The following is a 19,893-nucleotide window of genomic DNA, read 5'->3' as shown; positions in this document are numbered from 1 at the left end:
TCCGCGACTGTCAGGTCTTGCGGATCTCGGCCGTGCTGCGTCCGCCCACTCCCCAGTCGGTGAGCGCGACGTCATCGATGATCACGTGGGTCAGCGCCGGGTCTTTGTCCAGGACCTCGACCAGCAGTTCCGTCACGCCCTTGATCAGCAGCGCCTTCTCTTCCACCGTCGCGCCTTCGGTGATCTTGATGTTGACGTACGGCATCAGGCCCGCCCGCCCACGTAGCCGCCGTCCACGTTCAGCACGTGGCCGGTGACGAAGTCCGCGTCCGCCAGGTACAGCACCGCCGCAGTCGTGTCCGACACCTCGCCGACGGTGTTCAGCAGGGCCAGGCCCGCCAGGTCGTCCACGTTGATCCCGTCGTGCAGGGGAGTGCGGATGATGCCGGGCGCCACCATGTTCACGCGGATGCGCTCGGGCGCGAGTTCGGCCGACAGGCTCACCGTCAGCGAGTGCACCCCGCCCTTGGCGGCCAGCGGCGCCGACGCGGGTACGCCCGACTTGGCGTGGTCGACGAAGACGGTGCCGATGTTGACGATCGCGCCGCCGTTGCCCTGGGCGATCAGCCGGCGGACCACGGCCTGGGTGACCAGGTACGTGCCCCGCAGGTTGATCGACAGGTACTGGTCGAGCTCTTCCTCGGTGACGTCGACGAAGGGCTTGACGCCGAAGATGCCCGCGCTGTTGAGGAGCAGGTCGACACCGCCGAAGCGGTCGACGGCCGCGGCGACCAGGGCCGCGCCGGTCGCCGCCGAGCCGATGTCGCCCGGCACGGTGGCGACCTGGGTGGGGGAGCCGAGGTCGGCGGCCGCGGCGGCGAGCTTGTCCGCGTCGCGGCCGTTGATGACGACGTTTCCGCCTCGCTTGACGTATTCGCGGGCGACGTCGAGGCCGATGCCGCTCGATGCTCCGGTGATGATCGCGGTGCTCATGGAACTCCTGTCAGAACAAGACGACCAGTCGTCTTGGAATTGGGGCAAAAAAAAGAGACCGGCTCAGGGCCGGAAGTAACCGTCGAGCAGCCTGCGCAGGCACTTGTGCAGCGGCTCGACCGACCGCTCCACCTTCATTCGGATCACCGCGCCCTCCCACGCCTCGATGAGCATGTCCGCCAGTTCGGCGGCGTCCTCATCGGCCCGGATGAGCCCGAGTCGCTGCGCGTCGGCGATGGCGTCGCGGACGCCGTCGCGCCAGTGCAGGAAGGCGGTGAACAGCGCGACCCGGCAGGCCTCGCTCTCGTCGAGCTCGCCCGCGAGGTTGGCCAGCAGGCAGCCGCCCTCGAATCGGGTTCGCTCGAACTCGGCGGCCTGGGCCTGAAAGAACGCCCGCAGCCCGGTGACCGGGTTGGGCGCGTTCTCCAATGCCGCGGTCAGGCTTTCGGCGGTGCATCGCTGGGTGTGCTCGATCGTGGCCACGGCGAGCGCTTCCTTGCTGGGGTAGTAGTTGTAGAACGAGCCCTTGGGGATCTCGACGCTGTCGAGCAGGTCCTTCAAGCCCGTGCCGTGGTAGCCCTGCCGAAGAAACGCGTGCGTGCTCGCTTCGAGCAGCCGCTTGCGGGTGCCCTCACTGAGTCGCGGTCGCGCCATGCCGGGAACAATACGACCAGTCGTCTTGGAACACAAGGCCCTTCTTCCCCGACTGTCCACAAGGTAGTGTCCGCTCGTCGCCCACTCGGTGGGCCTGGGATCTTGGGGACGTCACGTGGATAGTCGGGGTTCGCCGCCGCCGTCGTGCGCGATTTTGGCTCTTCTCATAACGGAAACGACGGCTCAACCGATCTTGTCGTTGACGGCACCGGTTACCTGAGCAACAGCTGACTCCTGGGGGAGCATCCATCGTGACCACACTTTCGCGTAGAGCGTTAGCCATCGCCTGTGCGGTAGGTGCCGCCGTGGGCCCACTGGCGGTACGGCCCGCCATGGCCGAGTCGTCGGTGCTGTACGTCAGCAACACCTCGGGCTGTTCGGACTCCGGCGTGGGCAGCAGCGCGCAGCCGTTCTGCACAGCGCAGGCCGCGGCCGATGTCGTCGAGCCGGGGCAGACGGTCAAGCTGGACCGGTCGGACATCGGCAGGCTGACGATCACCCGCTCCGGCACCGAAGCCGCGCCCATCGTGTTCGAGGGCGGCTTCATCCGCGGCGCTGCGAGCGACACGGTCCCCGCGTTGCTGATCCACGGCGCCCACGACATCGTCGTCCGTGGAACGGAGACGGAGTCCAGCAGCGACACCCAAGGGCTCGCCCTGCGGGTCGCGCGGTCGAGCCGGGTGATGCTGGAAGCGCTCACAGTGCGAACGAGTTGGAACACTTCCACCGCGCGCGGATTGTTGATCGACGACGGGTCCAGCGCCGTGACTCTCCGCCGCTCGTCCTTGTGGGCCAAGGAAAAGACGCTGGTGGTCAACGGCGCGAACGACGTGACGATCGCGGGAAACGTGACCGGAGACCATGGGACGGGGATCGAACTCGTGAACGCCCCACGGGTCGCGATAGCCGGGAACACGATCAAGAACGCGTGCTACCGGGCCATCGGCGTCTTCGGCGACGCCACCGGGACCTCGATTCAGAACAACATCATCAACGGCATCGCCACCAGCGGGAACACGTCCTGTCGGCCCGCTTCGACCGAGGTACATGGCGTGGTCGTCGACATCGCGGCGGCGCAGGGTGTCATCACCGACTACAACATCGTGTACGCCTGGGGCAAGGCGTACGCGTGGTCGGGCCGCACCTACCCGTTCTCGAAGGATCTGCACGCCGTCACCGGGCAGGCCGCCCACGACTTCAACAACGGCCCCGACACAAACACGAACTGGATCGACTCGGCCAACGCCGACGCGCCCGGCCAGTTGCCGACCGACCGCTCCGGCGTGCGCCCCGTCGACCAGCCCCAGGTGGCGAACACCGGAGTCGGCAAGGTCGCGACCCAGGACCGCGGCGCGACGGAGTCGACAGACCGGGTGACGGGCTCGTTTGCCCAGTCCGCCACGAAGGCGCCGGTCGGTGGCCAGGTGAGGTTCGAAGGGTCGTTCACCAGTTCCTGGAACATCCCCGTCACGTGCGACATCGACTTCGGCGACGGCACCCTCATCGAGGGCGCGTGCTCGGCCACCCACGCATACACGCAGCCCGGTACCTACACCGTGCGGGCCACCGCGTCGACTGACGGCGGGAGTGTCGAGCACCGCTCCAGCACGATCCAGGTGGTGCAGGCGGGCGGCGCCTTGATGCCCACGTTGACCGTGACCGCCAGCAATGTGATGGGCGTCGTGCTGCGCGCCGACGGCGGCGGTACCCCGTGGAACATCGCCAAGGTGGAGTTCCAAACCGGCGAAAGCACGCGGACGGTGGAGGGCACGGCGCTCCATCACCGTTACTACATGCCCGGCACCTACACCGTGCGCGCCACGGTGACCGACGCTGGCGGCAACACCGCGACGACGGCGGCCACCGAGTTCACCACCGTGGGATCCGGGCTCGTGCCGTACGGGCCGACCCGTCTGCTGGACACCCGCGTGGGCACCGGCGGTACGACGGGCAAGATCAAGCCGTACTCCGGTATCCGACTCGCCGTGGCGGGGCAGGGCGGAATTCCGGCGGGCGTCACGGCCGTCGCCATGAACGTCGCGGTCACCGACCCCACGACCTCCGGGCACATCATTGCCTATCCGTCGGGCGCCGCAAGGCCGCTGGCCTCGACGTTGAACTTCGTGGCTGGGCAGACCGTGCCGAACATGGCGATCCTCCCCGTCGGCCCGGACGGCGCCGTCGAGTTCTACAACGCCGCCGCGGGCACGGTGCACCTGATCGCGGACGTCACCGGCTACTTCGCGCGGACCGCTGGCGTCTCCGGCTTCGAATCAGTTGTCCCGTCACGGGTTCTCGACTCTCGGACCGGGCTGGGCACGCCGGATGGCGGCGCGAAACCGTTGCCGGGCGGCGGCACGTGGACGCAGGACATCACCATTCAGAACGTGCCCGACTCGGCGACGGCGGTGCTGCTCAACGTGGCCGTGACGAACCCCGCGGCAAGCGGTCATGTGACGGTCTTTCCCGCTGGTGGCGGCAAACCGCTCGCGTCGAACCTGAACTACGTCGCTGGGCAGACCGTATCCAACGCGGTCTTGGTGCCCGTGGGCACGGGCGGAGCCATCAGCTACTTTTCCACCACCCGTACCGACTTGGTCGTCGATGTGGTCGGTTACGCCACCGAGAGCAATGCGTACCGCAAGTTCTTCGCCCCACTGACTCCCACCCGAGTCGTGGACACCCGGATCGGGACCGGGCAGTCGTCGGCCCATGCGCTTGCCCCACGCTCGAGTGAGGCCTTCGATCTCGTACCCGGCAGCCAGATCGACATTCCCGAGCACGCCGTGGCCAACGTGACGGTGGTGAACCCGAAGGCGGCAGGCTTCCTGTCCGCGTATCCGTCTGGCCTGACGCCGCCCACGGCTTCGACACTGAACTTCCAGCCCGGCGCGGTCGTGGGGAATCTGGCCGTGGTCCGCGATCCCGTGGCTTTCCACAACGGAAGCGACGGGTCACTCGATCTTGTCGTCGATCTCACGGGATATCTGAGCTACAACTGACCTCTGGGGGTAATGATCATGACCTCGTTCACCAGACGAGGCTTAGTGGTGGTCTGCGCGTTGAGTCTCGCCGCAGGACCCCTGGCCGTCCGGCCCGCTCTCGCGGAGCCATCCGTTCTGCATGTCAGCGACAAGAGTGCCTGTTCCGACACCGGTGCCGGAACCGTTGAACAGCCGTTCTGCACCGTCCAGGCAGCCGCGGACATCGTCACGGCGGGCCAGACCGTGAAGATCGAAGGTGACCATCGCGAGACTGTCACCATCACCCGCTCCGGCACCGAAACCGCGCCCATCGTGTTCGAAGGCGACGCGACCGTGCGCCGCGCCGAGGGCGATACCGTTCCCACGATCACCGTGCGCGAGGCACACGATGTCGTGCTGCGGCGCATGCGAGTGGCGGGTGCCGTCGGCATTCCCGCGGTCCACGTCGCGGGGGCGAGCCGGGTGACGGTTGACCGCCTCACGACCTGGGGGCAGTTCGAAGGGAGCCCGGGAAGCGACGGGATGCGGGTCGACGGGGGATCCTCCGCGGTCACGCTCAGCCGCAACTCGATCTGGGGCTACGGCAAGCGGATCGTTGTCGACGGCGCGAGTCACGTCACGATCACGGGCAACGAGCTGCCATCGCGGGCGCCGCACCGGGGCGTCACGCTGAACAACGCACCGGGGACCGCCTTCACCGGCAACACCGTGCGGGGCTCCTGCAACAAGGCGGTCTCAGTGACCGGCGACGCCGCAGGGACCTCGATCCAGAACAACATCATCTCCCACCTGACAAGTGCGTCGTCCAGTTCGCTCTGCGAGAGCGGATACACCTACCCCCTCGCGGTCGACGCCGCCGCCGCGCCCGGCGTCACGGTCGACTACAACATCGTTCATACCTCGTCGAATCGCGTGTACCTGTGGGCTGGTACGACCTACGCCTCGCCCGCGGAACTGACCGCCGCGACCGGGCAGGGCGGGCACGACTACAACGTCGATCCGGACACGGTCACCGCCTGGGTGGACTCCGCGAACGCGGACGCGCCAGGACAGCTCGCGGACGACATCGATGGACACCCCAGGGTCGACAATCCCCACGTCGCCGATCTCGGCGGTGGCGCGGTCACCTATCACGACCGCGGCGCCCGCGAGACTCAAGATCAGCTCGATGGTCATCTCTCGTTCAGCGCCACCAGGGCCCCAGTGGGCGGCGAGGTGAAGGTCGTCAGCACACTCACCAGTCGCTGGGGCCTGCCGGTCACCTGCGACATCGACTTCGGTGACGGCAGCAAACTCGATGACGCGCCATGCGAGACCCCACACGCGTACTCGGCCACGGGCACCTACCAAATCTCCGTGACCGCGAGCACGGCGTCGAAGCTCACTTACGCACTGCCCTGGCGAATCGAGGTAGTGGCCGCGGGCGGCGCACTCACCCCGTCGGTGACCGCCACCCAGAACGGAGTCATGAGCGCGAACTTCCAGGCCGATGGCGGCACGTCGCCCTGGAATGTCGTCAGCGTGGTCTGGGACTACGGGGACGGGGTCACGGAGAACCAGTCGTCCGACCGTGGATGGCACAGCTACCGCACGCCGGGCACGTACACCGTCCGGGCCACGGTCACCGACGCGGGCGGCCGGACCGCCGTCACCTCGACGGTCTTCGCCACCCGCGGCTCCGGCATCGTGCCGTTCGGTCCGACCCGCGTGCTCGACACGCGGACCGGCGTCGGGCAGGGCGGCGCCGTGCGCAAGATCGACCCATTCAAGTCGATTCGGCTCGCGGTCGGCGGCCAGGCGGGCATCCCGGTCGGCGTGACCGCGGTGGCGGTGAATGTCGCCGTCACCAATCCCACCCAGCCGGGACACATCACCGGGTACCCGGCGGGAGAGGCGCGCCCACTGGCGTCGATCGTGAATTTCCGGGCCGGTCAGACCGTGTCCAACCTGGTGATCCTGCCGGTCAGCGCGGGCGGTGCCATCGACTTCCACAACGGAAGTTCGGGGACGGTCGACCTCGTCGGGGACGTAGCGGGGTATTTCGTCCGGGAGCGGAGCGAGGGGTACGCGCCGATGGACGCGTCGCGCGTGCTCGACACCCGCCAGGGCACCGGCACGCCCACGGGCGCACCAGCACAGCTGCCTGCCGGACAGACTTGGTCGCGGCGGATCGTCGGCGGGAACGTGCCGACGTCGGCCACGGCCGTAGTCCTCAACGTGACGGCCGCCGGTCCTGCTGGGAGTGGACATCTCACCGTGTTCCCCACGGGCAAGGCCAAGCCGCTGGCGTCCAACCTGAATTATGTCGCGGGTCAGATCCTCACCAACGCGGTCGTCGTGCCGGTCGGAGTGAACGGGGAGATCAGCTACTTCACGACGACGACCACACACCTGGTCGTAGACATCGTCGGCTACGTGGGCGGCGATACCTACTTCGTCCCGGTGACGCCGGTGCGCAAGGTCGACACCCGCATGGGGACGGGACAGGGCGCCCCGAAGCCGTTGGATCCCCGGGTCAGCACGTACTTCCCGGTTCTCGAGGGGGTCAGCCCGCCCGGGACCTTCGTGCCGGACGCAGCGGTCATGAACGTCACCGTGGTGAATCCTCGGACGAGCGGATATCTGACTGCCCACGCCCCGCAAGCGCCGTGGTCGGCCACCTCGACCTCGACGCTGAACTTCACTCCAGGGGGGATCGTGTCCAATCTCGCGGTCGTGGGCAGCGGGACCGTGGCCTTCCATAACGGGAGTGATGCCACCACCGACCTCGTCGTCGACGTCACCGGCTACTTCGGGAGGTACTAGGCAGCGGGCTCGGGTGTCGCGGCACGGGACCGACCGTGCCGCGACACCCCACTTTCATCGGCGGTTCACCCGCGCGCCCGCGCACCCCTTGGTGTGCGGCGATCGGACCCCTAACAACGTCGTGGTCCATTGACCGCCGCGAATGTGCCTGACGACGCTGAGTGAGTCCTGTCGCTCGGATCAGTGAGGTGCCGTGTGAACCGACGCTTGGCCCGACTCTTATCCACCCTGCCCATCCTCGCCGCCGCCATCCTGTCCACCCTCGTGCTCACCGCCGCCCCGGCCCAGGCCGACGGCTGCTACACCTGGGGCCGCACCCTGTCCGAAGGCATGTCCGGTGAGGACGTGCGCCAACTCCAGATCCGCGTCTCCGGCTACCCCGGCTACGGCGGCGTGGTCGCCATCGACGGCCAGTTCGGTCCCGGCACGAGGGCGGCGGTGACCAGGTTCCAGCAGGCCTACGGTCTCGGCGCCGACGGGGTCGCGGGCTCCGCGACCTACAGCAAGATCTACGCGTTGCAGGACGACGACTGCACGCCGGTCAACTTCTCCTACGCCGAGCTGAACCGCTGCAACAGCGACTGGTCGGGCGGCGCGGTCTCGGCGTCGACGGCGAAATTCAACGCCCGGGTGACGATGTGGAAGCTGCAGGCCATGCGTCATGCCCTGGGTGACCAGTCGATCACCGTCACCAGTGGCTTCCGCAGCCACGCGTGCAACAACGCGGTCGGGGGAGCCTCGAACAGCCGTCACCTGTACGGGGACGCCGCGGACCTCGGCTCCGGCCCGCACTCGCTGTGTCGCCTGGCACAGCAGGCCCGAAGCCACGGCTTCACGGGCATCCTCGGGCCGGGCTACCCCGGCCACAACGACCACACGCACCTCGACGGCCGCTCCAGCCGCTTCTGGTCGGCGCCCAACTGCGGCATCTGACCTGGGAAGACCGGGCCGCGGCGGGCCGACGCAGCACCTGTGTCGGCGCGTCGCGGCCCATTTCATGAGATCGACTGGACGCTCCGACTACCATCGGAATCAAGTACCCCCTCCGGGTCGACACAGTGCGTGTCCTGGCGTTGAGCGCCGTAACAGGACCCCGATTTGTCCCCGTGCCAGTCGGGAAGGTATCTTTGCTACTCGCGCCCGACCCATGTCGGGTCGATCCGTGTGCCTGTGCCGCGCGGTCCGCGAACTGGATGGTCGTTTACCCGATCGCCACGAAGCGGGCTCCTGTCAGTCACGCCGGAGTTCCTTCCGAACCCCGCTGGGATGTTTCACTCCCGCGTGGGGTGCTGCCGGGAACGGGCGACACGCCCGACCTCGGGGGACGGGCGGAACAGCAGGAACCGTAAGTACACAGTGCATATCGGTGCCCGATACCGGGTGTCGACATGAAGCAGAGAAAGCCGGTCTATGCCCACGATCCAGCAGCTGGTCCGCAAGGGCCGCCAGGACAAGGTCGCCAAGCAGAAGACTGCGGCTCTCAAGGGGAGCCCGCAGCGGCGTGGCGTGTGCACCCGTGTGTACACAACCACCCCGAAGAAGCCGAACTCGGCACTGCGCAAGGTCGCACGCGTGAAGCTGACCAGCGGCATCGAGGTCACCGCGTACATCCCGGGTGAGGGTCACAACCTGCAGGAGCACTCCATGGTGCTCGTTCGCGGTGGCCGAGTGAAGGACCTGCCGGGTGTTCGTTACAAGATCATCCGCGGCTCGCTGGACACCCAGGGCGTGAAGAACCGCAAGCAGGCCCGCAGCCGTTACGGCGCGAAGAAGGAGAAGAGCTGATATGCCCCGCAAGGGACCGGCCCCTAAGCGGCCGCTGATCTCCGACCCGGTGTACAGCTCGCCGTTGGTCACGCAGCTCATCAACAAGGTGCTGAAGGACGGCAAGCGTTCCGTCGCCGAGCGTATTGTCTACGGTGCCCTCGAGGGTGCCCGCGACAAGACCGGCACGGACCCCGTGGTCACGCTCAAGCGTGCGCTGGACAACGTGAAGCCGACCATCGAGGTCAAGAGCCGCCGCGTTGGTGGCGCCACCTACCAGGTGCCGATCGAGGTCAAGCCCGGTCGTTCCACCACCCTGGCGCTGCGCTGGCTCGTCTCCTTCTCGCAGGCTCGCCGCGAGAAGACCATGATCGAGCGACTCATGAACGAACTCCTCGACGCCTCCAATGGCCTTGGTGCCAGCGTCAAGCGTCGCGAGGACACCCACAAGATGGCCGAGTCGAACAAGGCCTTCGCCCACTACCGCTGGTGACAACCAGCCTCGGCCTCCCGGCCGGGGCTCCAGCGGCGCCGTAGCTGCAAAGACAGGGGAAGAAACCCGTGGCACTCGACGTGCTCACCGACCTGGCCAAGGTCCGCAACATCGGGATCATGGCTCACATCGACGCGGGCAAGACCACGACGACGGAGCGGATCCTCTTCTACACGGGGATCAGCTACAAGATCGGCGAGGTCCACGACGGTGCCGCGGTCATGGACTGGATGGAGCAGGAGCAGGAGCGCGGCATCACGATCACGTCCGCCGCGACGACCTGCTTCTGGAAGAACCACCAGATCAACATCATCGACACGCCCGGTCACGTCGACTTCACCGTCGAGGTCGAGCGCTCGCTGCGCGTCCTCGACGGCGCTGTCGCCGTCTTCGACGGCAAAGAGGGTGTCGAGCCCCAGTCCGAGCAGGTCTGGCGCCAGGCGACCAAGTACGACGTCCCGCGTATCTGCTTCGTCAACAAGATGGACAAGCTGGGCGCGGACTTCTACTTCACCGTGCGCACCATCTCCGAGCGCCTCGGCGCGAAGCCGCTGCCCATCCAGCTGCCCATCGGCAGCGAGGGTGACTTCATCGGCGTCGTCGACCTGGTGCAGATGCGCGCGCTGACGTGGCGTGGCGAGGTCTCGAAGGGCGAGGACTACACGGTCGAGGAGATCCCGGCCGACCTCGTCGACAAGGCCAACGAGTACCGCGAGGCGCTCATCGAGGCCGTCGCCGAGACCGACGACGACCTGATGGAGCTCTACCTCGCGGGCGAGGAGCTGTCGGTCGAGCAGATCAAGACGGGTATCCGCCGGATCGTCACGAACCGGTCGGCCTACCCCGTGCTCTGCGGCTCGGCGTTCAAGAACAAGGGCGTCCAGCCCATGCTCGACGCCGTGATCGACTTCCTCCCGTCCCCGCTGGACGTGCCGCCGGTCGAGGGCACCCTGCAGGACGGCGAGACCAAGGTCCTCCGCGCGCCGAACACCGAAGAGCCGTTCTCCGCGCTGGCCTTCAAGATCGCGTCGCACCCGTTCTTCGGCAAGCTGACCTACGTCCGGGTCTACTCGGGCAGGCTCGCCTCCGGCTCCCAGGTCATCAACGCGACCAAGGACCGCAAGGAGCGCATCGGGAAGCTCTTCCAGATGCACGCCAACAAGGAGAACCCGGTCGAAGAGGCCATCGCGGGTCACATCTACGCGGTGATCGGCCTCAAGGACACCACGACCGGTGAGACCTTGTGCGACCCGGCCAACCCGATCGTCCTCGAGTCCATGACGTTCCCCGACCCGGTCATCCAGGTCGCGATCGAACCGAAGACCAAGGCCGACCAGGAGAAGCTGGGCACGGCGATCCAGAAGCTCGCCGAGGAAGACCCGACTTTCCGGGTCAACCAGGACGACGAGACCGGTCAGACGATCATCGCCGGTATGGGCGAGCTCCACCTCGACATCCTCGTCGACCGCATGCGTCGCGAGTTCAAGGTCGAGGCGAACATCGGCAAGCCGCAGGTCGCCTACCGTGAGACGATCCGCCGCACGGTGGACAAGCTCGACTACGTCCACAAGAAGCAGACCGGTGGCTCCGGCCAGTTCGCGAAGGTCATCATCAAGCTCGAGCCGCTGGCCACCACGGACGGCGTGCTCTACGAGTTCGACAACAAGGTCACCGGTGGTCGCGTGCCGCGGGAGTACATCCCGTCGGTCGACGCCGGTGCGCAGGACGCCATGCGTTACGGCGTGCTCGCCGGATACCCGCTCGTCGGGTTGAAGCTGACCCTGCTGGACGGCGCGTACCACGAGGTCGACTCCTCGGAAATGGCCTTCAAGGTCGCCGGTTCGATGGCGCTCAAGGAAGCCGCGAGGAAGGCCGACCCGGTCCTGCTCGAGCCGATGATGGCGGTCGAGGTGACCACGCCCGAGGACTACATGGGTGAGGTCATCGGCGACCTGAACTCCCGCCGTGGCCAGATTCAGGCCATGGAGGAGCGCAGCGGTGCCCGGATCGTCAAGGCACTGGTGCCGTTGTCCGAAATGTTTGGGTATGTCGGCGACCTGAGGTCCAAGACCCAGGGCCGCGCGAACTACTCGATGGTGTTCGACTCCTACGCCGAGGTTCCCACGAACGTCGCCAAGGAGATCATCGCAAAGGCTACGGGGGAATGACCCCCAACCGGAGCACCGCACGATAGGTGCGGGCTCTCCGGGGGGTCTCCCCGGGGTCCGCACATTTGACCCTGAATAGCCGCCACCGAATGTCCGGTCAGGCGGGAAGTACTAGTCCAGGAGGACACAAAGTGGCGAAGGCGAAGTTCGAGCGGACCAAGCCGCACGTCAACATCGGGACCATTGGTCACATCGACCACGGCAAGACCACGCTGACCGCGGCGATTTCCAGGGTCCTGCACGACAAGTTCCCCGACGTGAACCCTCTGATGAACTTCGATCAGATCGACAAGGCGCCGGAAGAGAAGCAGCGCGGTATCACGATCTCGATCGCACACATCGAGTACGAGACCGGCAAGCGTCACTACGCGCACGTCGACTGCCCGGGTCACGCGGACTACATCAAGAACATGATCACCGGTGCCGCCCAGATGGACGGCGCGATCCTCGTGGTCGCCGCGACCGATGGTCCGATGCCGCAGACCAAGGAGCACGTGCTCCTGGCCCGTCAGGTCGGCGTGCCGTACATCGTTGTCGCGCTGAACAAGGCCGACATGGTGGACGACGAGGAGATCCTGGAGCTCGTCGAGCTCGAGGTTCGCGAGCTGCTGACCGAGTACGAGTTCCCGGGCGACGACCTGCCGGTCGTGCGCGTCTCCGCGCTCAAGGCCCTCGAGGGTGACGCCGAGTGGGGCGAGCGCCTCATGGAGCTCATGACCGCGGTCGACGAGAGCATCCCGGAGCCCGAGCGGGAGACCGAGAAGCCGTTCCTCATGCCGATCGAGGACGTCTTCACGATCACCGGCCGCGGCACCGTCGTGACCGGCCGTATCGAGCGCGGCATCATCAAGGTGAACGAGACCGTCGAGGTCGTCGGAATCCGCGAGAAGGCGCTGTCGACCACGGTCACCAGCATCGAGATGTTCAAGAAGTTCCTCGACGAGGGTCGGGCGGGTGACAACGCGGCGCTGCTGCTCCGCGGTGTCAAGCGTGAGGATGTCGAGCGCGGCCAGGTTGTGGTTCGCCCCGGCACCACCACCCCGCACACCGACTTCGAGGCGCAGGCGGTCATCCTGAGCAAGGACGAGGGTGGACGTCACACCCCGTTCTTCAACAACTACCGCCCGCAGTTCTACTTCCGCACCACCGACGTGACCGGTGTCGTTACCCTCCCCGAGGGCACCGAGATGGTCATGCCGGGCGACAACACCTCCATGACCGTGAAGCTGATCCAGCCGATCGCCATGGACGAGGGTCTGCGGTTCGCCATCCGCGAGGGTGGCCGCACCGTGGGTGCCGGTCAGGTCACGAAGATCATCGCTTAGTTCCGATCCGGGGTGTCCGAGTTAGCTCGGACACCCCGGTTTGGATTGCCGCACCCTCGTGTGGCATTCTTTATGGGTTGCTCGTTGCGGGGCGGCCGGTCAGCTTCTTACCGGCCGCCTCGGCACGAGTGCCGGGGTCTATTACGACCCTCGGATCTTTGGTTTGGCCCCCGTGGCGATGAGTCCTCCACCAGTGGAGCTCGGAATCGACAAGGGACCCGCATGTGGAGTCGGCGCGACACGCCCGACCGCGTGGACCGGGGAAGCCAGGGATCCGAACACCGAATTGACTTATGAACAGGGAAGCGGCGCGGCACGGCCTTTGCGGGCCCGCCGGGGATCGCAACCGCACCGCAGCGGTACGAGACAGAGGAACGGCAAGCCATTATGGCGGGACAGAAGATCCGCATCCGGCTCAAGGCCTACGACCACGAGGCGATCGACGCGTCCGCGCGCAAGATCGTGGAGACCGTGACGCGCACCGGCGCGCGGGTCGTCGGGCCAGTGCCGCTGCCCACCGAGAAGAACGTCTACTGCGTCATTCGCTCGCCGCACAAGTACAAGGACTCGCGCGAGCACTTCGAGATGCGTACGCACAAGCGTCTGATCGACATTCTCGACCCGACGCCGAAGACGGTCGACGCGCTCATGCGCATCGACCTGCCGGCCAGTGTCGACGTCAACATCCAGTAAAGCGTGCGTGGCGAGAGCGGCGGAGAGTAACGATAGCCATGTCTGACAGGCAGATGAAGGGAATCCTGGGCACCAAGCTCGGGATGACCCAGATCTTCGACGAGAACAACCGGATCGTTCCGGTGACCGTCGTCAAGGCGGGACCCAACGTGGTCACGCAGATCCGTAACCAGGAATCCGACGGCTATGTCGCGGTCCAGCTGGCGTTCGGCGCCATCGACCCGCGCAAGGTCAACAAGCCTGAAGCCGGCCACTTCGGCAAGGCGGGTGTGACGCCGCGCCGCTTCCTCGCGGAGCTGCGCACCACCGACGCCACCGAATACGAGCTCGGCCAGGAGATCACCGCTGAGGTGTTCGAGGCCGGTCAGGTCATCGACATCACGGGGACCACCAAGGGCAAGGGCACCGCGGGTGTCATGAAGCGGCACGGCTTCAAGGGTCTGGGCGCCTCGCACGGCACCCAGCGCAAGCACCGCTCCCCGGGTTCCATCGGTGGCTGTGCCACCCCGGGCCGCGTGTTCAAGGGCCTGCGGATGGCGGGCCGGATGGGCAACGTCCGGGTGACCACCCAGAACCTCAAGGTGCACCAGGTCGACGGCGAGTCCGGCCTGATCCTGATCAAGGGCGCCGTTCCGGGGCCCAAGGGCGGCCTCTTGTTCCTGCGTTCCGCAGCTAAGGGTGGTGCCTGATGACCAGCATTGACATCAAGACCCCCGCGGGCAAGACCGACGGCACTGCCGAGCTTCCCGCAGAGATCTTCGACGTGCAGGCGAACATTCCGCTGATGCACCAGGTGGTCACGGCGCAGCTCGCCGCGGCCCGCCAGGGCACGCACTCGACGAAGACTCGTGGCGAGGTCTCCGGCGGCGGCAAGAAGCCGTACCGCCAGAAGGGCACCGGCCGCGCCCGTCAGGGCTCGACGCGTTCCCCGCAGTTCGTCGGCGGCGGTATCTCGCACGGCCCGCAGCCGCGCGACTACGCCCAGCGGACCCCCAAGAAGATGAAGGCCGCCGCTCTGCGCGGTGCCCTCTCCGACCGGGCCCGCTCCGGCCAGGTGCACGTGGTGACCGGCCTGGTGGACGGCGACAAGCCCTCGACCAAGACCGCCCGCAACCTGCTGGCCACGCTGACCGACGCCAAGCGCGTTCTGGTCGTGCTGACCCGTGACGAGGACGTCGCCTGGGTGTCGGTGCGCAACCTGCAGAACGTGCACGTGATCGCGCCGGACCAGCTGAACACCTATGACGTGCTCGTCAACGACGACATCGTGTTCACGAAGGCCGCGCTCGACTCGTTCCTGTCCGCCCCGACCCGCGGCGCCAAGGCTTCGGCCAAGGGCTCCGAGGTCCAGGGCCTCGTCGGCGACTCGCGCTTCGGTGCGGGCAGCCACGACGCGCTGGAGGACGGCTCGCAGCCGGAGGGTTTCCCGATCAAGGGCAACGCCGACTCGAAGCTGTACCACGCGCCGGGCACCGCTTTCTACGACCGGACCGTTGCCGAGGTGTGGTTCGCCACCGCCGAGGACGCTGAGAAGGCTGGCTTCCAGTTGCCGCCGTCGCAGCGGAAGTCTGAGGAGGACAAGTGATCCCCGATCCCCGCGACATCCTGCTCGCGCCGGTGATCTCCGAGAAGTCCTACGGGCTCCTCGAAGAGAACAAGTACACCTTTGTGGTGTCTCCGGACGCCAACAAGACCCAGATCAAGATCGCGGTCGAGAAGGTCTTCGGCGTGAAGGTGGTGAGCGTCAACACGCTCAACCGCAACGGAAAGCGCAAGCGCACCCGCACCGGGTTCGGCAAGCGCAAGGACACGAAGCGCGCGATCGTCACGCTCTCCCCGGAGAGCAAGCCGATCGAGATCTTCGGCGGCCCGGCCGCGTAAGGGACTGACTAAAACATGGGCATCCGCAAATACAAGCCGACCACCCCGGGCCGTCGTGGCTCCAGCGTGTCGGACTTCGCCGAGATCACCCGGTCGACGCCGGAGAAGTCGCTGATCCGTCCCCTGCATGGCAAGGGCGGGCGTAACGCGCACGGCAAGATCACCACCCGGCACAAGGGTGGCGGTCACAAGCGCGCGTACCGCCTCATCGACTTCCGCCGCAACGACAAGGACGGCGTGCCGGCCAAGGTCGCTCACATCGAGTACGACCCCAACCGCACCGCCCGCATCGCGCTGCTGCACTACGCGGACGGCGAGAAGCGCTACATCATCGCGCCGAACAAGCTGTCGCAGGGCGACCCGATTGAGAACGGCCCCCGCGCCGACATCAAGCCGGGCAACAACCTGCCGCTGCGCAACATCCCCGTCGGCACCGTGATCCACGCGATCGAGCTCCGCCCCGGTGGCGGCGCCAAGATCGCCCGGTCCGCCGGTGTCAGCGTGCGACTCGTCGCGAAGGACGGCCCCTACGCCCAGCTGCGTATGCCGTCCGGCGAGATCCGCAACGTGGACGTTCGCTGCCGCGCCACGGTCGGAGAGGTCGGCAACGCCGATCACTCCAACATCAACTGGGGCAAGGCGGGCCGCATGCGCTGGAAGGGCAAGCGCCCGACCGTCCGCGGTGTCGCGATGAACCCGGTCGACCACCCGCATGGTGGTGGTGAGGGTAAGACCTCCGGTGGTCGCCACCCGGTGAACCCGGCTGGTAAGCCCGAAGGCCGCACTCGCCGCAACAAGCCGAGCGACAAGCTGATCGTCCGCCGCCGGACCACCGGCAAGAACAAGCGCTGAGCAGGGAGGTAGAAGCAATGCCACGCAGCCTGAAGAAGGGCCCGTTCGTGGACGACCACCTGCTCAAGAAGGTGGACGCTCTCAACGAGTCCGGCAAGAAGACCGTGATCAAGACTTGGTCGCGTCGCTCGACGATCATCCCCGACATGCTGGGGCACACGATCGCCGTGCACGACGGCCGCAAGCACGTCCCGGTGTTCGTCTCCGAGGCCATGGTGGGTCACAAGCTGGGCGAGTTCGCCCCGACCCGCACGTTCAAGGGCCACATCAAGGACGACCGCAAGGCCCGTCGCCGCTAGCAGGCGGCTCGAACTAACAGAGCAAACTCTCCCCGCGTGAGCGGGGCTAGTCCTAGCAAGGGGAAGCAGCGATGAACGCCCGTAACGAAGCTCCGGCGCAGGAGGAACTTCCTCGCGCCGTTGCTCGGGCTCGCTACGTTCGCGACACGCCCATGAAGGTGCGCCGCGTCGTCGAGCTCATCAGGGGCCGTAGCGCCAGCGAGGCCCTGGCCGTGCTCCAGTTCGCGCCGCAGGCAGCTAGTGAGCCGGTCGCGAAGGTGCTCGCCAGTGCCATTGCCAACGCCGAGAACAACCTCAACCTCGACCCGGACACCCTCTGGGTGTCGACGGTGTACGTGGACGAGGGTCCGACGTTGAAGCGTTTCCGTCCGCGTGCCCAGGGGCGCGCCTACCGGATCCGCAAGCGCACGAGCCACATCACGGTCGAGGTCGAGTCCCGGCCGAAGCCCGCAGCCAAGGCTGCCAAGAAGGGTGGTGCCCGCTAATGGGGCAGAAGATCAACCCACACGGCTTCCGGCTTGGGATCACCACCGACTGGCGGTCCCGTTGGTACGCCGACAAGCAGTACGCCGAGTACGTCGCGGAAGACGTGAAGATCCGCCGCCTCCTGTCCAAGGGCATGGAGCGCGCCGGCATCTCCCGCGTGGAGATCGAACGGACCCGTGACCGGGTTCGCGTCGACATCCACACCGCGCGTCCCGGAATCGTCATCGGCCGTCGTGGCGCTGAGGCTGACCGTATTCGCGGCGAGCTCGAGAAGCTCACCAAGAAGCAGGTCCAGCTCAACATCCTCGAGGTCAAGAACCCCGAGGCCGACGCCCAGCTGGTCGCCCAGGTGACCGCCGAGCAGCTGTCCAACCGTGTGTCGTTCCGGCGCGCGATGCGCAAGGCCATCCAGTCGGCCATGCGCTCGCCGCAGGTCAAGGGCATCCGGGTGCAGTGCGGTGGCCGTCTCGGCGGCGCCGAGATGTCCCGCTCGGAGCACTACCGCGAGGGTCGCGTCCCGCTGCACACGCTGCGCGCGGACATCGACTACGGCTTCTTCGAGGCCCGCACCACCTTCGGCCGTATCGGCGTCAAGGTGTGGATCTACAAGGGCGAGGTCGTCGGCGGCCGCCGCGAGCACGAGGCGCGTTCGGCTGCTCCGTCGGCCGACCGTCGCGAGCCGCGTCGTGAGCGTCCGAACCGGGCGCGTCGCTCCGGTGCCTCCGGCACCACCGCTACCAGCACCGAGGCGGGCCGTGCGGCCGCCGAGGCGCAGCAGACGAAGGCAGAAGCCCCCGCGGCAGAAGCCTCTGGCAACGGGGAGAGCTGAGTCATGCTTATCCCGCGCAGGGTAAAGCACCGCAAGCAGCACCACCCGAAGCGATCGGGCGCTGCCAAGGGCGGCACGCGCGTCACGTTCGGCGAGTTCGGCATCCAGGCGCTCGAGCCCGCGTACGTCACCAACCGGCAGATCGAGTCCGCTCGTATCGCCATCAACCGGCACATCCGCCGTGGCGGCAAGGTGTGGATCAACATCTTCCCCGACCGCCCGCTCACCAAGAAGCCTGCCGAGACCCGCATGGGTTCCGGTAAGGGTTCCCCCGAGTACTGGGTGGCCAACGTCAAGCCGGGTCGCGTCATGTTCGAGATGAGCTTCCCGAACGAGACCGTGGCGCGCGAGGCACTGCGCCGCGCGATCCACAAGCTTCCGATGAAGTGCCGCATCGTCACGCGTGAAGGTGGTGACTTCTGATGGCAGCGGGAACCACCGCGGCAGACCTCCGCGAGCTCAACGAAGAAGAGCTCGTGCTGCGTCTGCGTGAGGCGAAGGAAGAGCTCTTCAACCTTCGTTTCCAGATGGCCACCGGGCAGCTCGACAACAACCGTCGGCTGCGCACGGTCAAGCACGAGATCGCCAGGATCTACACCGTGATGCGCGAGCGCGAGCTCGGCCTCTCGTCGGCCCCCGACGCGTCTGCTGAGGGCGCAGCATGAGCGAGAACACTGTGAACGAGACTGAAACCGAAGTCCGCAACAACCGCAAGGTCCGCGAGGGCCTGGTCGTGTCCGACAAGATGGACAAGACCGTCGTCGTCGCCCTGGAAGACCGCAAGAAGCACCCGCGGTACTCCAAGGTCCTGCGCTCCACCACCAAGGTGAAGGTGCACGACGAGGGCAACACCGCGGGTATCGGCGACCGGGTCCAGATCATGGAGACCCGCCCGCTGTCGGCGTCCAAGCGCTGGCGGCTCGTCGAGATCCTCGAGAAGGCCAAGTAACCACAAGCTGTTCCAGGTAAGACCGAGCTTGTCAGGTCGGAAATCTGGCGAGCCAAGAATGGTCAGGAGTTGAAGTGATCCAGCAGGAGTCGCGGCTGCGTGTCGCCGACAACACCGGTGCGAAGGAAATCCTTTGCATCCGTGTTCTCGGTGGCTCGGGCCGTCGCTACGCGGGCATCGGCGACATCATCGTCGCCACCGTCAAGGACGCGATCCCCGGTGCGGCGGTGAAGAAGGGTGACGTCGTCAAGGCGGTCATCGTTCGCACCGTCAAGGAGCGTCGCCGTCCGGACGGGTCCTACATCAGGTTCGACGAGAACGCCGCCGTGCTGATCAAGCCGGAGGGTGAGCCCCGTGGGACCCGCATCTTCGGCCCGGTCGGCCGCGAGCTGCGCGACAAGAAGTTCATGAAGATCATCTCGCTCGCGCCGGAGGTGCTCTGACTCATGAAGACCAAGATGAAGATCAAGAAGGGCGACACGGTCGTCGTCATCGCGGGCAAGGACAAGGGCGCGAAGGGCAAGGTCATTCAGGCCTACCCCGAGACCTCCAAGGTCCTCGTCGAGGGTGTGAACCGGGTCAAGAAGCACACCCGGATCTCGCAGACCCAGCGCGGCGCCCAGTCCGGCGGCATCGTCACCCAGGAAGCGCCCATCCACGTGTCGAACGTGATGCTGGTGTCCGAGGGCAAGGCGGTCCGCGTGGGCTACAAGTTCGATGACGAGGGCCGCAAGGTCCGTATCGCTCGCGGCAGCGGCAATGGGAAGGAGATCTGATC

The 19,893-nt window shown here is 66.8% G+C and carries 23 protein-coding genes; 20 read left to right on the top strand and 3 right to left on the bottom strand.

Translation table 11 applies throughout. The features are described 5' to 3' along the window. Nucleotides 1-10: 10 nt before the first annotated feature. The 3 genes from C8E96_RS05110 to C8E96_RS05100 all read right to left on the bottom strand — a co-directional run bounded on the left by C8E96_RS05110 (nt 11) and on the right by C8E96_RS05100 (nt 1,587). Nucleotides 11-205, bottom strand: coding sequence for a tautomerase family protein (locus tag C8E96_RS05110; protein WP_091382678.1), 195 nt, complete (start codon nt 203-205; stop codon nt 11-13). Beyond that, nucleotides 205-933 (bottom strand): SDR family NAD(P)-dependent oxidoreductase, encoded by a 729-nt coding sequence (locus C8E96_RS05105; RefSeq protein ID WP_091382676.1) that lies wholly within the window; start codon nt 931-933, stop codon nt 205-207. The genes C8E96_RS05110 and C8E96_RS05105 overlap by 1 nt, the downstream gene beginning before the upstream one ends. A 63-nt stretch (nt 934-996) precedes the next feature. Beyond that, on the bottom strand, nt 997-1,587 hold the full coding sequence (locus C8E96_RS05100; protein WP_091382674.1) for a TetR/AcrR family transcriptional regulator: 591 nt from the start codon (nt 1,585-1,587) through the stop codon (nt 997-999). 305 nt (nt 1,588-1,892) lie between these two features. On the opposite strand from C8E96_RS05100, the gene C8E96_RS05095 reads away from it, so the two are divergent. The 20 genes from C8E96_RS05095 to rplX all read left to right on the top strand — a co-directional run bounded on the left by C8E96_RS05095 (nt 1,893) and on the right by rplX (nt 19,891). Further along, on the top strand, nt 1,893-4,589 hold the full coding sequence (locus C8E96_RS05095) for a PKD domain-containing protein (protein WP_133794182.1): 2,697 nt from the start codon (nt 1,893-1,895) through the stop codon (nt 4,587-4,589). An 18-nt stretch (nt 4,590-4,607) separates the two neighbouring features. After that, nucleotides 4,608-7,376 carry a PKD domain-containing protein gene (locus C8E96_RS05090; RefSeq protein ID WP_166657875.1) on the top strand — a complete coding sequence of 923 codons (2,769 nt, stop codon included), beginning with the start codon at nt 4,608-4,610 and terminating at the stop codon, nt 7,374-7,376. Nucleotides 7,377-7,571: 195 nt separating this feature from the next. Then, nucleotides 7,572-8,309: a D-Ala-D-Ala carboxypeptidase family metallohydrolase gene (locus tag C8E96_RS05085; RefSeq protein ID WP_091382668.1), complete on the top strand. Its 738-nt coding sequence runs from the start codon at nt 7,572-7,574 to the stop codon at nt 8,307-8,309. Nucleotides 8,310-8,786: 477 nt separating this feature from the next. Beyond that, on the top strand, nt 8,787-9,161 hold the full coding sequence (gene rpsL, locus C8E96_RS05080) for a 30S ribosomal protein S12 (protein ID WP_030473471.1): 375 nt from the start codon (nt 8,787-8,789) through the stop codon (nt 9,159-9,161). Between the two features lies 1 nt (nt 9,162). Continuing rightward, a complete protein-coding gene (rpsG, locus tag C8E96_RS05075; protein WP_018682836.1) occupies nt 9,163-9,633 on the top strand; it encodes a 30S ribosomal protein S7 in 471 nt (156 codons plus the stop codon). Nucleotides 9,634-9,701: 68 nt separating this feature from the next. Further along, nucleotides 9,702-11,801 carry an elongation factor G gene (fusA, locus tag C8E96_RS05070; RefSeq protein WP_091382666.1) on the top strand — a complete coding sequence of 700 codons (2,100 nt, stop codon included), beginning with the start codon at nt 9,702-9,704 and terminating at the stop codon, nt 11,799-11,801. A gap of 131 nt (nt 11,802-11,932) precedes the next feature. Further along, entirely contained in the window at nt 11,933-13,126 is a 1,194-nt protein-coding gene (gene tuf, locus C8E96_RS05065) for an elongation factor Tu (RefSeq protein ID WP_091382664.1), read from the top strand. Between the two features lie 387 nt (nt 13,127-13,513). Next, nucleotides 13,514-13,819 carry a 30S ribosomal protein S10 gene (gene rpsJ, locus C8E96_RS05060; RefSeq protein WP_003938093.1) on the top strand — a complete coding sequence of 102 codons (306 nt, stop codon included), beginning with the start codon at nt 13,514-13,516 and terminating at the stop codon, nt 13,817-13,819. Between the two features lie 38 nt (nt 13,820-13,857). After that, nucleotides 13,858-14,508, top strand: a complete 651-nt coding sequence (rplC, locus tag C8E96_RS05055) for a 50S ribosomal protein L3 (protein WP_091382662.1) — start codon at nt 13,858-13,860, stop codon at nt 14,506-14,508. Beyond that, nucleotides 14,508-15,404, top strand: a complete 897-nt coding sequence (gene rplD, locus C8E96_RS05050) for a 50S ribosomal protein L4, sunset domain variant (RefSeq protein WP_091382660.1) — start codon at nt 14,508-14,510, stop codon at nt 15,402-15,404. The genes rplC and rplD overlap by 1 nt, the downstream gene beginning before the upstream one ends. Further along, nucleotides 15,401-15,700: a 50S ribosomal protein L23 gene (rplW, locus tag C8E96_RS05045; RefSeq protein WP_091382657.1), complete on the top strand. Its 300-nt coding sequence runs from the start codon at nt 15,401-15,403 to the stop codon at nt 15,698-15,700. The genes rplD and rplW overlap by 4 nt, the downstream gene beginning before the upstream one ends. Before the next feature lie 15 nt (nt 15,701-15,715). After that, nucleotides 15,716-16,552, top strand: coding sequence for a 50S ribosomal protein L2 (gene rplB, locus C8E96_RS05040; RefSeq protein WP_091382654.1), 837 nt, complete (start codon nt 15,716-15,718; stop codon nt 16,550-16,552). A gap of 17 nt (nt 16,553-16,569) precedes the next feature. Beyond that, nucleotides 16,570-16,851, top strand: a complete 282-nt coding sequence (rpsS, locus tag C8E96_RS05035) for a 30S ribosomal protein S19 (protein ID WP_018682829.1) — start codon at nt 16,570-16,572, stop codon at nt 16,849-16,851. Between the two features lie 71 nt (nt 16,852-16,922). Next, the gene (rplV, locus tag C8E96_RS05030; RefSeq protein WP_091382651.1) at nt 16,923-17,336 is read left to right on the top strand and encodes a 50S ribosomal protein L22; all 414 of its coding nucleotides are present in this window, start codon (nt 16,923-16,925) and stop codon (nt 17,334-17,336) included. Continuing rightward, on the top strand, nt 17,336-18,166 hold the full coding sequence (rpsC, locus tag C8E96_RS05025; RefSeq protein ID WP_091382648.1) for a 30S ribosomal protein S3: 831 nt from the start codon (nt 17,336-17,338) through the stop codon (nt 18,164-18,166). Before rplV ends, rpsC begins: the two co-directional genes overlap by 1 nt. A 3-nt stretch (nt 18,167-18,169) precedes the next feature. Continuing rightward, on the top strand, nt 18,170-18,589 hold the full coding sequence (rplP, locus tag C8E96_RS05020) for a 50S ribosomal protein L16 (protein ID WP_091382647.1): 420 nt from the start codon (nt 18,170-18,172) through the stop codon (nt 18,587-18,589). Continuing rightward, nucleotides 18,589-18,831 carry a 50S ribosomal protein L29 gene (gene rpmC / locus C8E96_RS05015; RefSeq protein ID WP_091382645.1) on the top strand — a complete coding sequence of 81 codons (243 nt, stop codon included), beginning with the start codon at nt 18,589-18,591 and terminating at the stop codon, nt 18,829-18,831. The genes rplP and rpmC overlap by 1 nt, the downstream gene beginning before the upstream one ends. Then, nucleotides 18,828-19,115 carry a 30S ribosomal protein S17 gene (rpsQ, locus tag C8E96_RS05010; RefSeq protein ID WP_091382643.1) on the top strand — a complete coding sequence of 96 codons (288 nt, stop codon included), beginning with the start codon at nt 18,828-18,830 and terminating at the stop codon, nt 19,113-19,115. Before rpmC ends, rpsQ begins: the two co-directional genes overlap by 4 nt. A 74-nt stretch (nt 19,116-19,189) precedes the next feature. Next, nucleotides 19,190-19,558: a 50S ribosomal protein L14 gene (gene rplN, locus C8E96_RS05005; RefSeq protein WP_091382642.1), complete on the top strand. Its 369-nt coding sequence runs from the start codon at nt 19,190-19,192 to the stop codon at nt 19,556-19,558. A gap of 15 nt (nt 19,559-19,573) precedes the next feature. After that, nucleotides 19,574-19,891, top strand: a complete 318-nt coding sequence (rplX, locus tag C8E96_RS05000) for a 50S ribosomal protein L24 (RefSeq protein WP_091382927.1) — start codon at nt 19,574-19,576, stop codon at nt 19,889-19,891. Nucleotides 19,892-19,893: the final 2 nt, after the last annotated feature.

Origin of the sequence: Actinokineospora alba, from assembly GCF_004362515.1 — a bacterium.
Taxonomy (GTDB): Bacteria; Actinomycetota; Actinomycetes; order Mycobacteriales; family Pseudonocardiaceae; genus Actinokineospora; species Actinokineospora alba.
The sequence above is the reverse complement of the archived record's forward strand: the minus strand, read 5'-3'. Positions and strand labels throughout refer to the sequence as shown.

Bases quoted from the DNA above. Each gene is read 5' to 3' on its own strand.
- rplB (WP_091382654.1), top strand. From the start codon at position 15,716: ATGGGCATCCGCAAATACAAGCCGACCACCCCGGGCCGTCGTGGCTCC.
- rpsQ (WP_091382643.1), top strand. From the start codon at position 18,828: ATGAGCGAGAACACTGTGAACGAGACTGAAACCGAAGTCCGCAACAAC.
- rpsC (WP_091382648.1), top strand. From the start codon at position 17,336: ATGGGGCAGAAGATCAACCCACACGGCTTCCGGCTTGGGATCACCACC.
- C8E96_RS05105 (WP_091382676.1), bottom strand. From the start codon at position 933: ATGAGCACCGCGATCATCACCGGAGCATCGAGCGGCATCGGCCTCGAC.
- rplV (WP_091382651.1), top strand. From the start codon at position 16,923: ATGAACGCCCGTAACGAAGCTCCGGCGCAGGAGGAACTTCCTCGCGCC.
- C8E96_RS05110 (WP_091382678.1), bottom strand. From the start codon at position 205: ATGCCGTACGTCAACATCAAGATCACCGAAGGCGCGACGGTGGAAGAG.
- C8E96_RS05090 (WP_166657875.1), top strand. From the start codon at position 4,608: ATGACCTCGTTCACCAGACGAGGCTTAGTGGTGGTCTGCGCGTTGAGT.
- rpsJ (WP_003938093.1), top strand. From the start codon at position 13,514: ATGGCGGGACAGAAGATCCGCATCCGGCTCAAGGCCTACGACCACGAG.
- rplP (WP_091382647.1), top strand. From the start codon at position 18,170: ATGCTTATCCCGCGCAGGGTAAAGCACCGCAAGCAGCACCACCCGAAG.
- C8E96_RS05100 (WP_091382674.1), bottom strand. From the start codon at position 1,587: ATGGCGCGACCGCGACTCAGTGAGGGCACCCGCAAGCGGCTGCTCGAA.
- rplX (WP_091382927.1), top strand. From the start codon at position 19,574: ATGAAGATCAAGAAGGGCGACACGGTCGTCGTCATCGCGGGCAAGGAC.
- rpmC (WP_091382645.1), top strand. From the start codon at position 18,589: ATGGCAGCGGGAACCACCGCGGCAGACCTCCGCGAGCTCAACGAAGAA.
- rplD (WP_091382660.1), top strand. From the start codon at position 14,508: ATGACCAGCATTGACATCAAGACCCCCGCGGGCAAGACCGACGGCACT.
- rpsS (WP_018682829.1), top strand. From the start codon at position 16,570: ATGCCACGCAGCCTGAAGAAGGGCCCGTTCGTGGACGACCACCTGCTC.
- rplC (WP_091382662.1), top strand. From the start codon at position 13,858: ATGTCTGACAGGCAGATGAAGGGAATCCTGGGCACCAAGCTCGGGATG.
- rpsG (WP_018682836.1), top strand. From the start codon at position 9,163: ATGCCCCGCAAGGGACCGGCCCCTAAGCGGCCGCTGATCTCCGACCCG.
- rpsL (WP_030473471.1), top strand. From the start codon at position 8,787: ATGCCCACGATCCAGCAGCTGGTCCGCAAGGGCCGCCAGGACAAGGTC.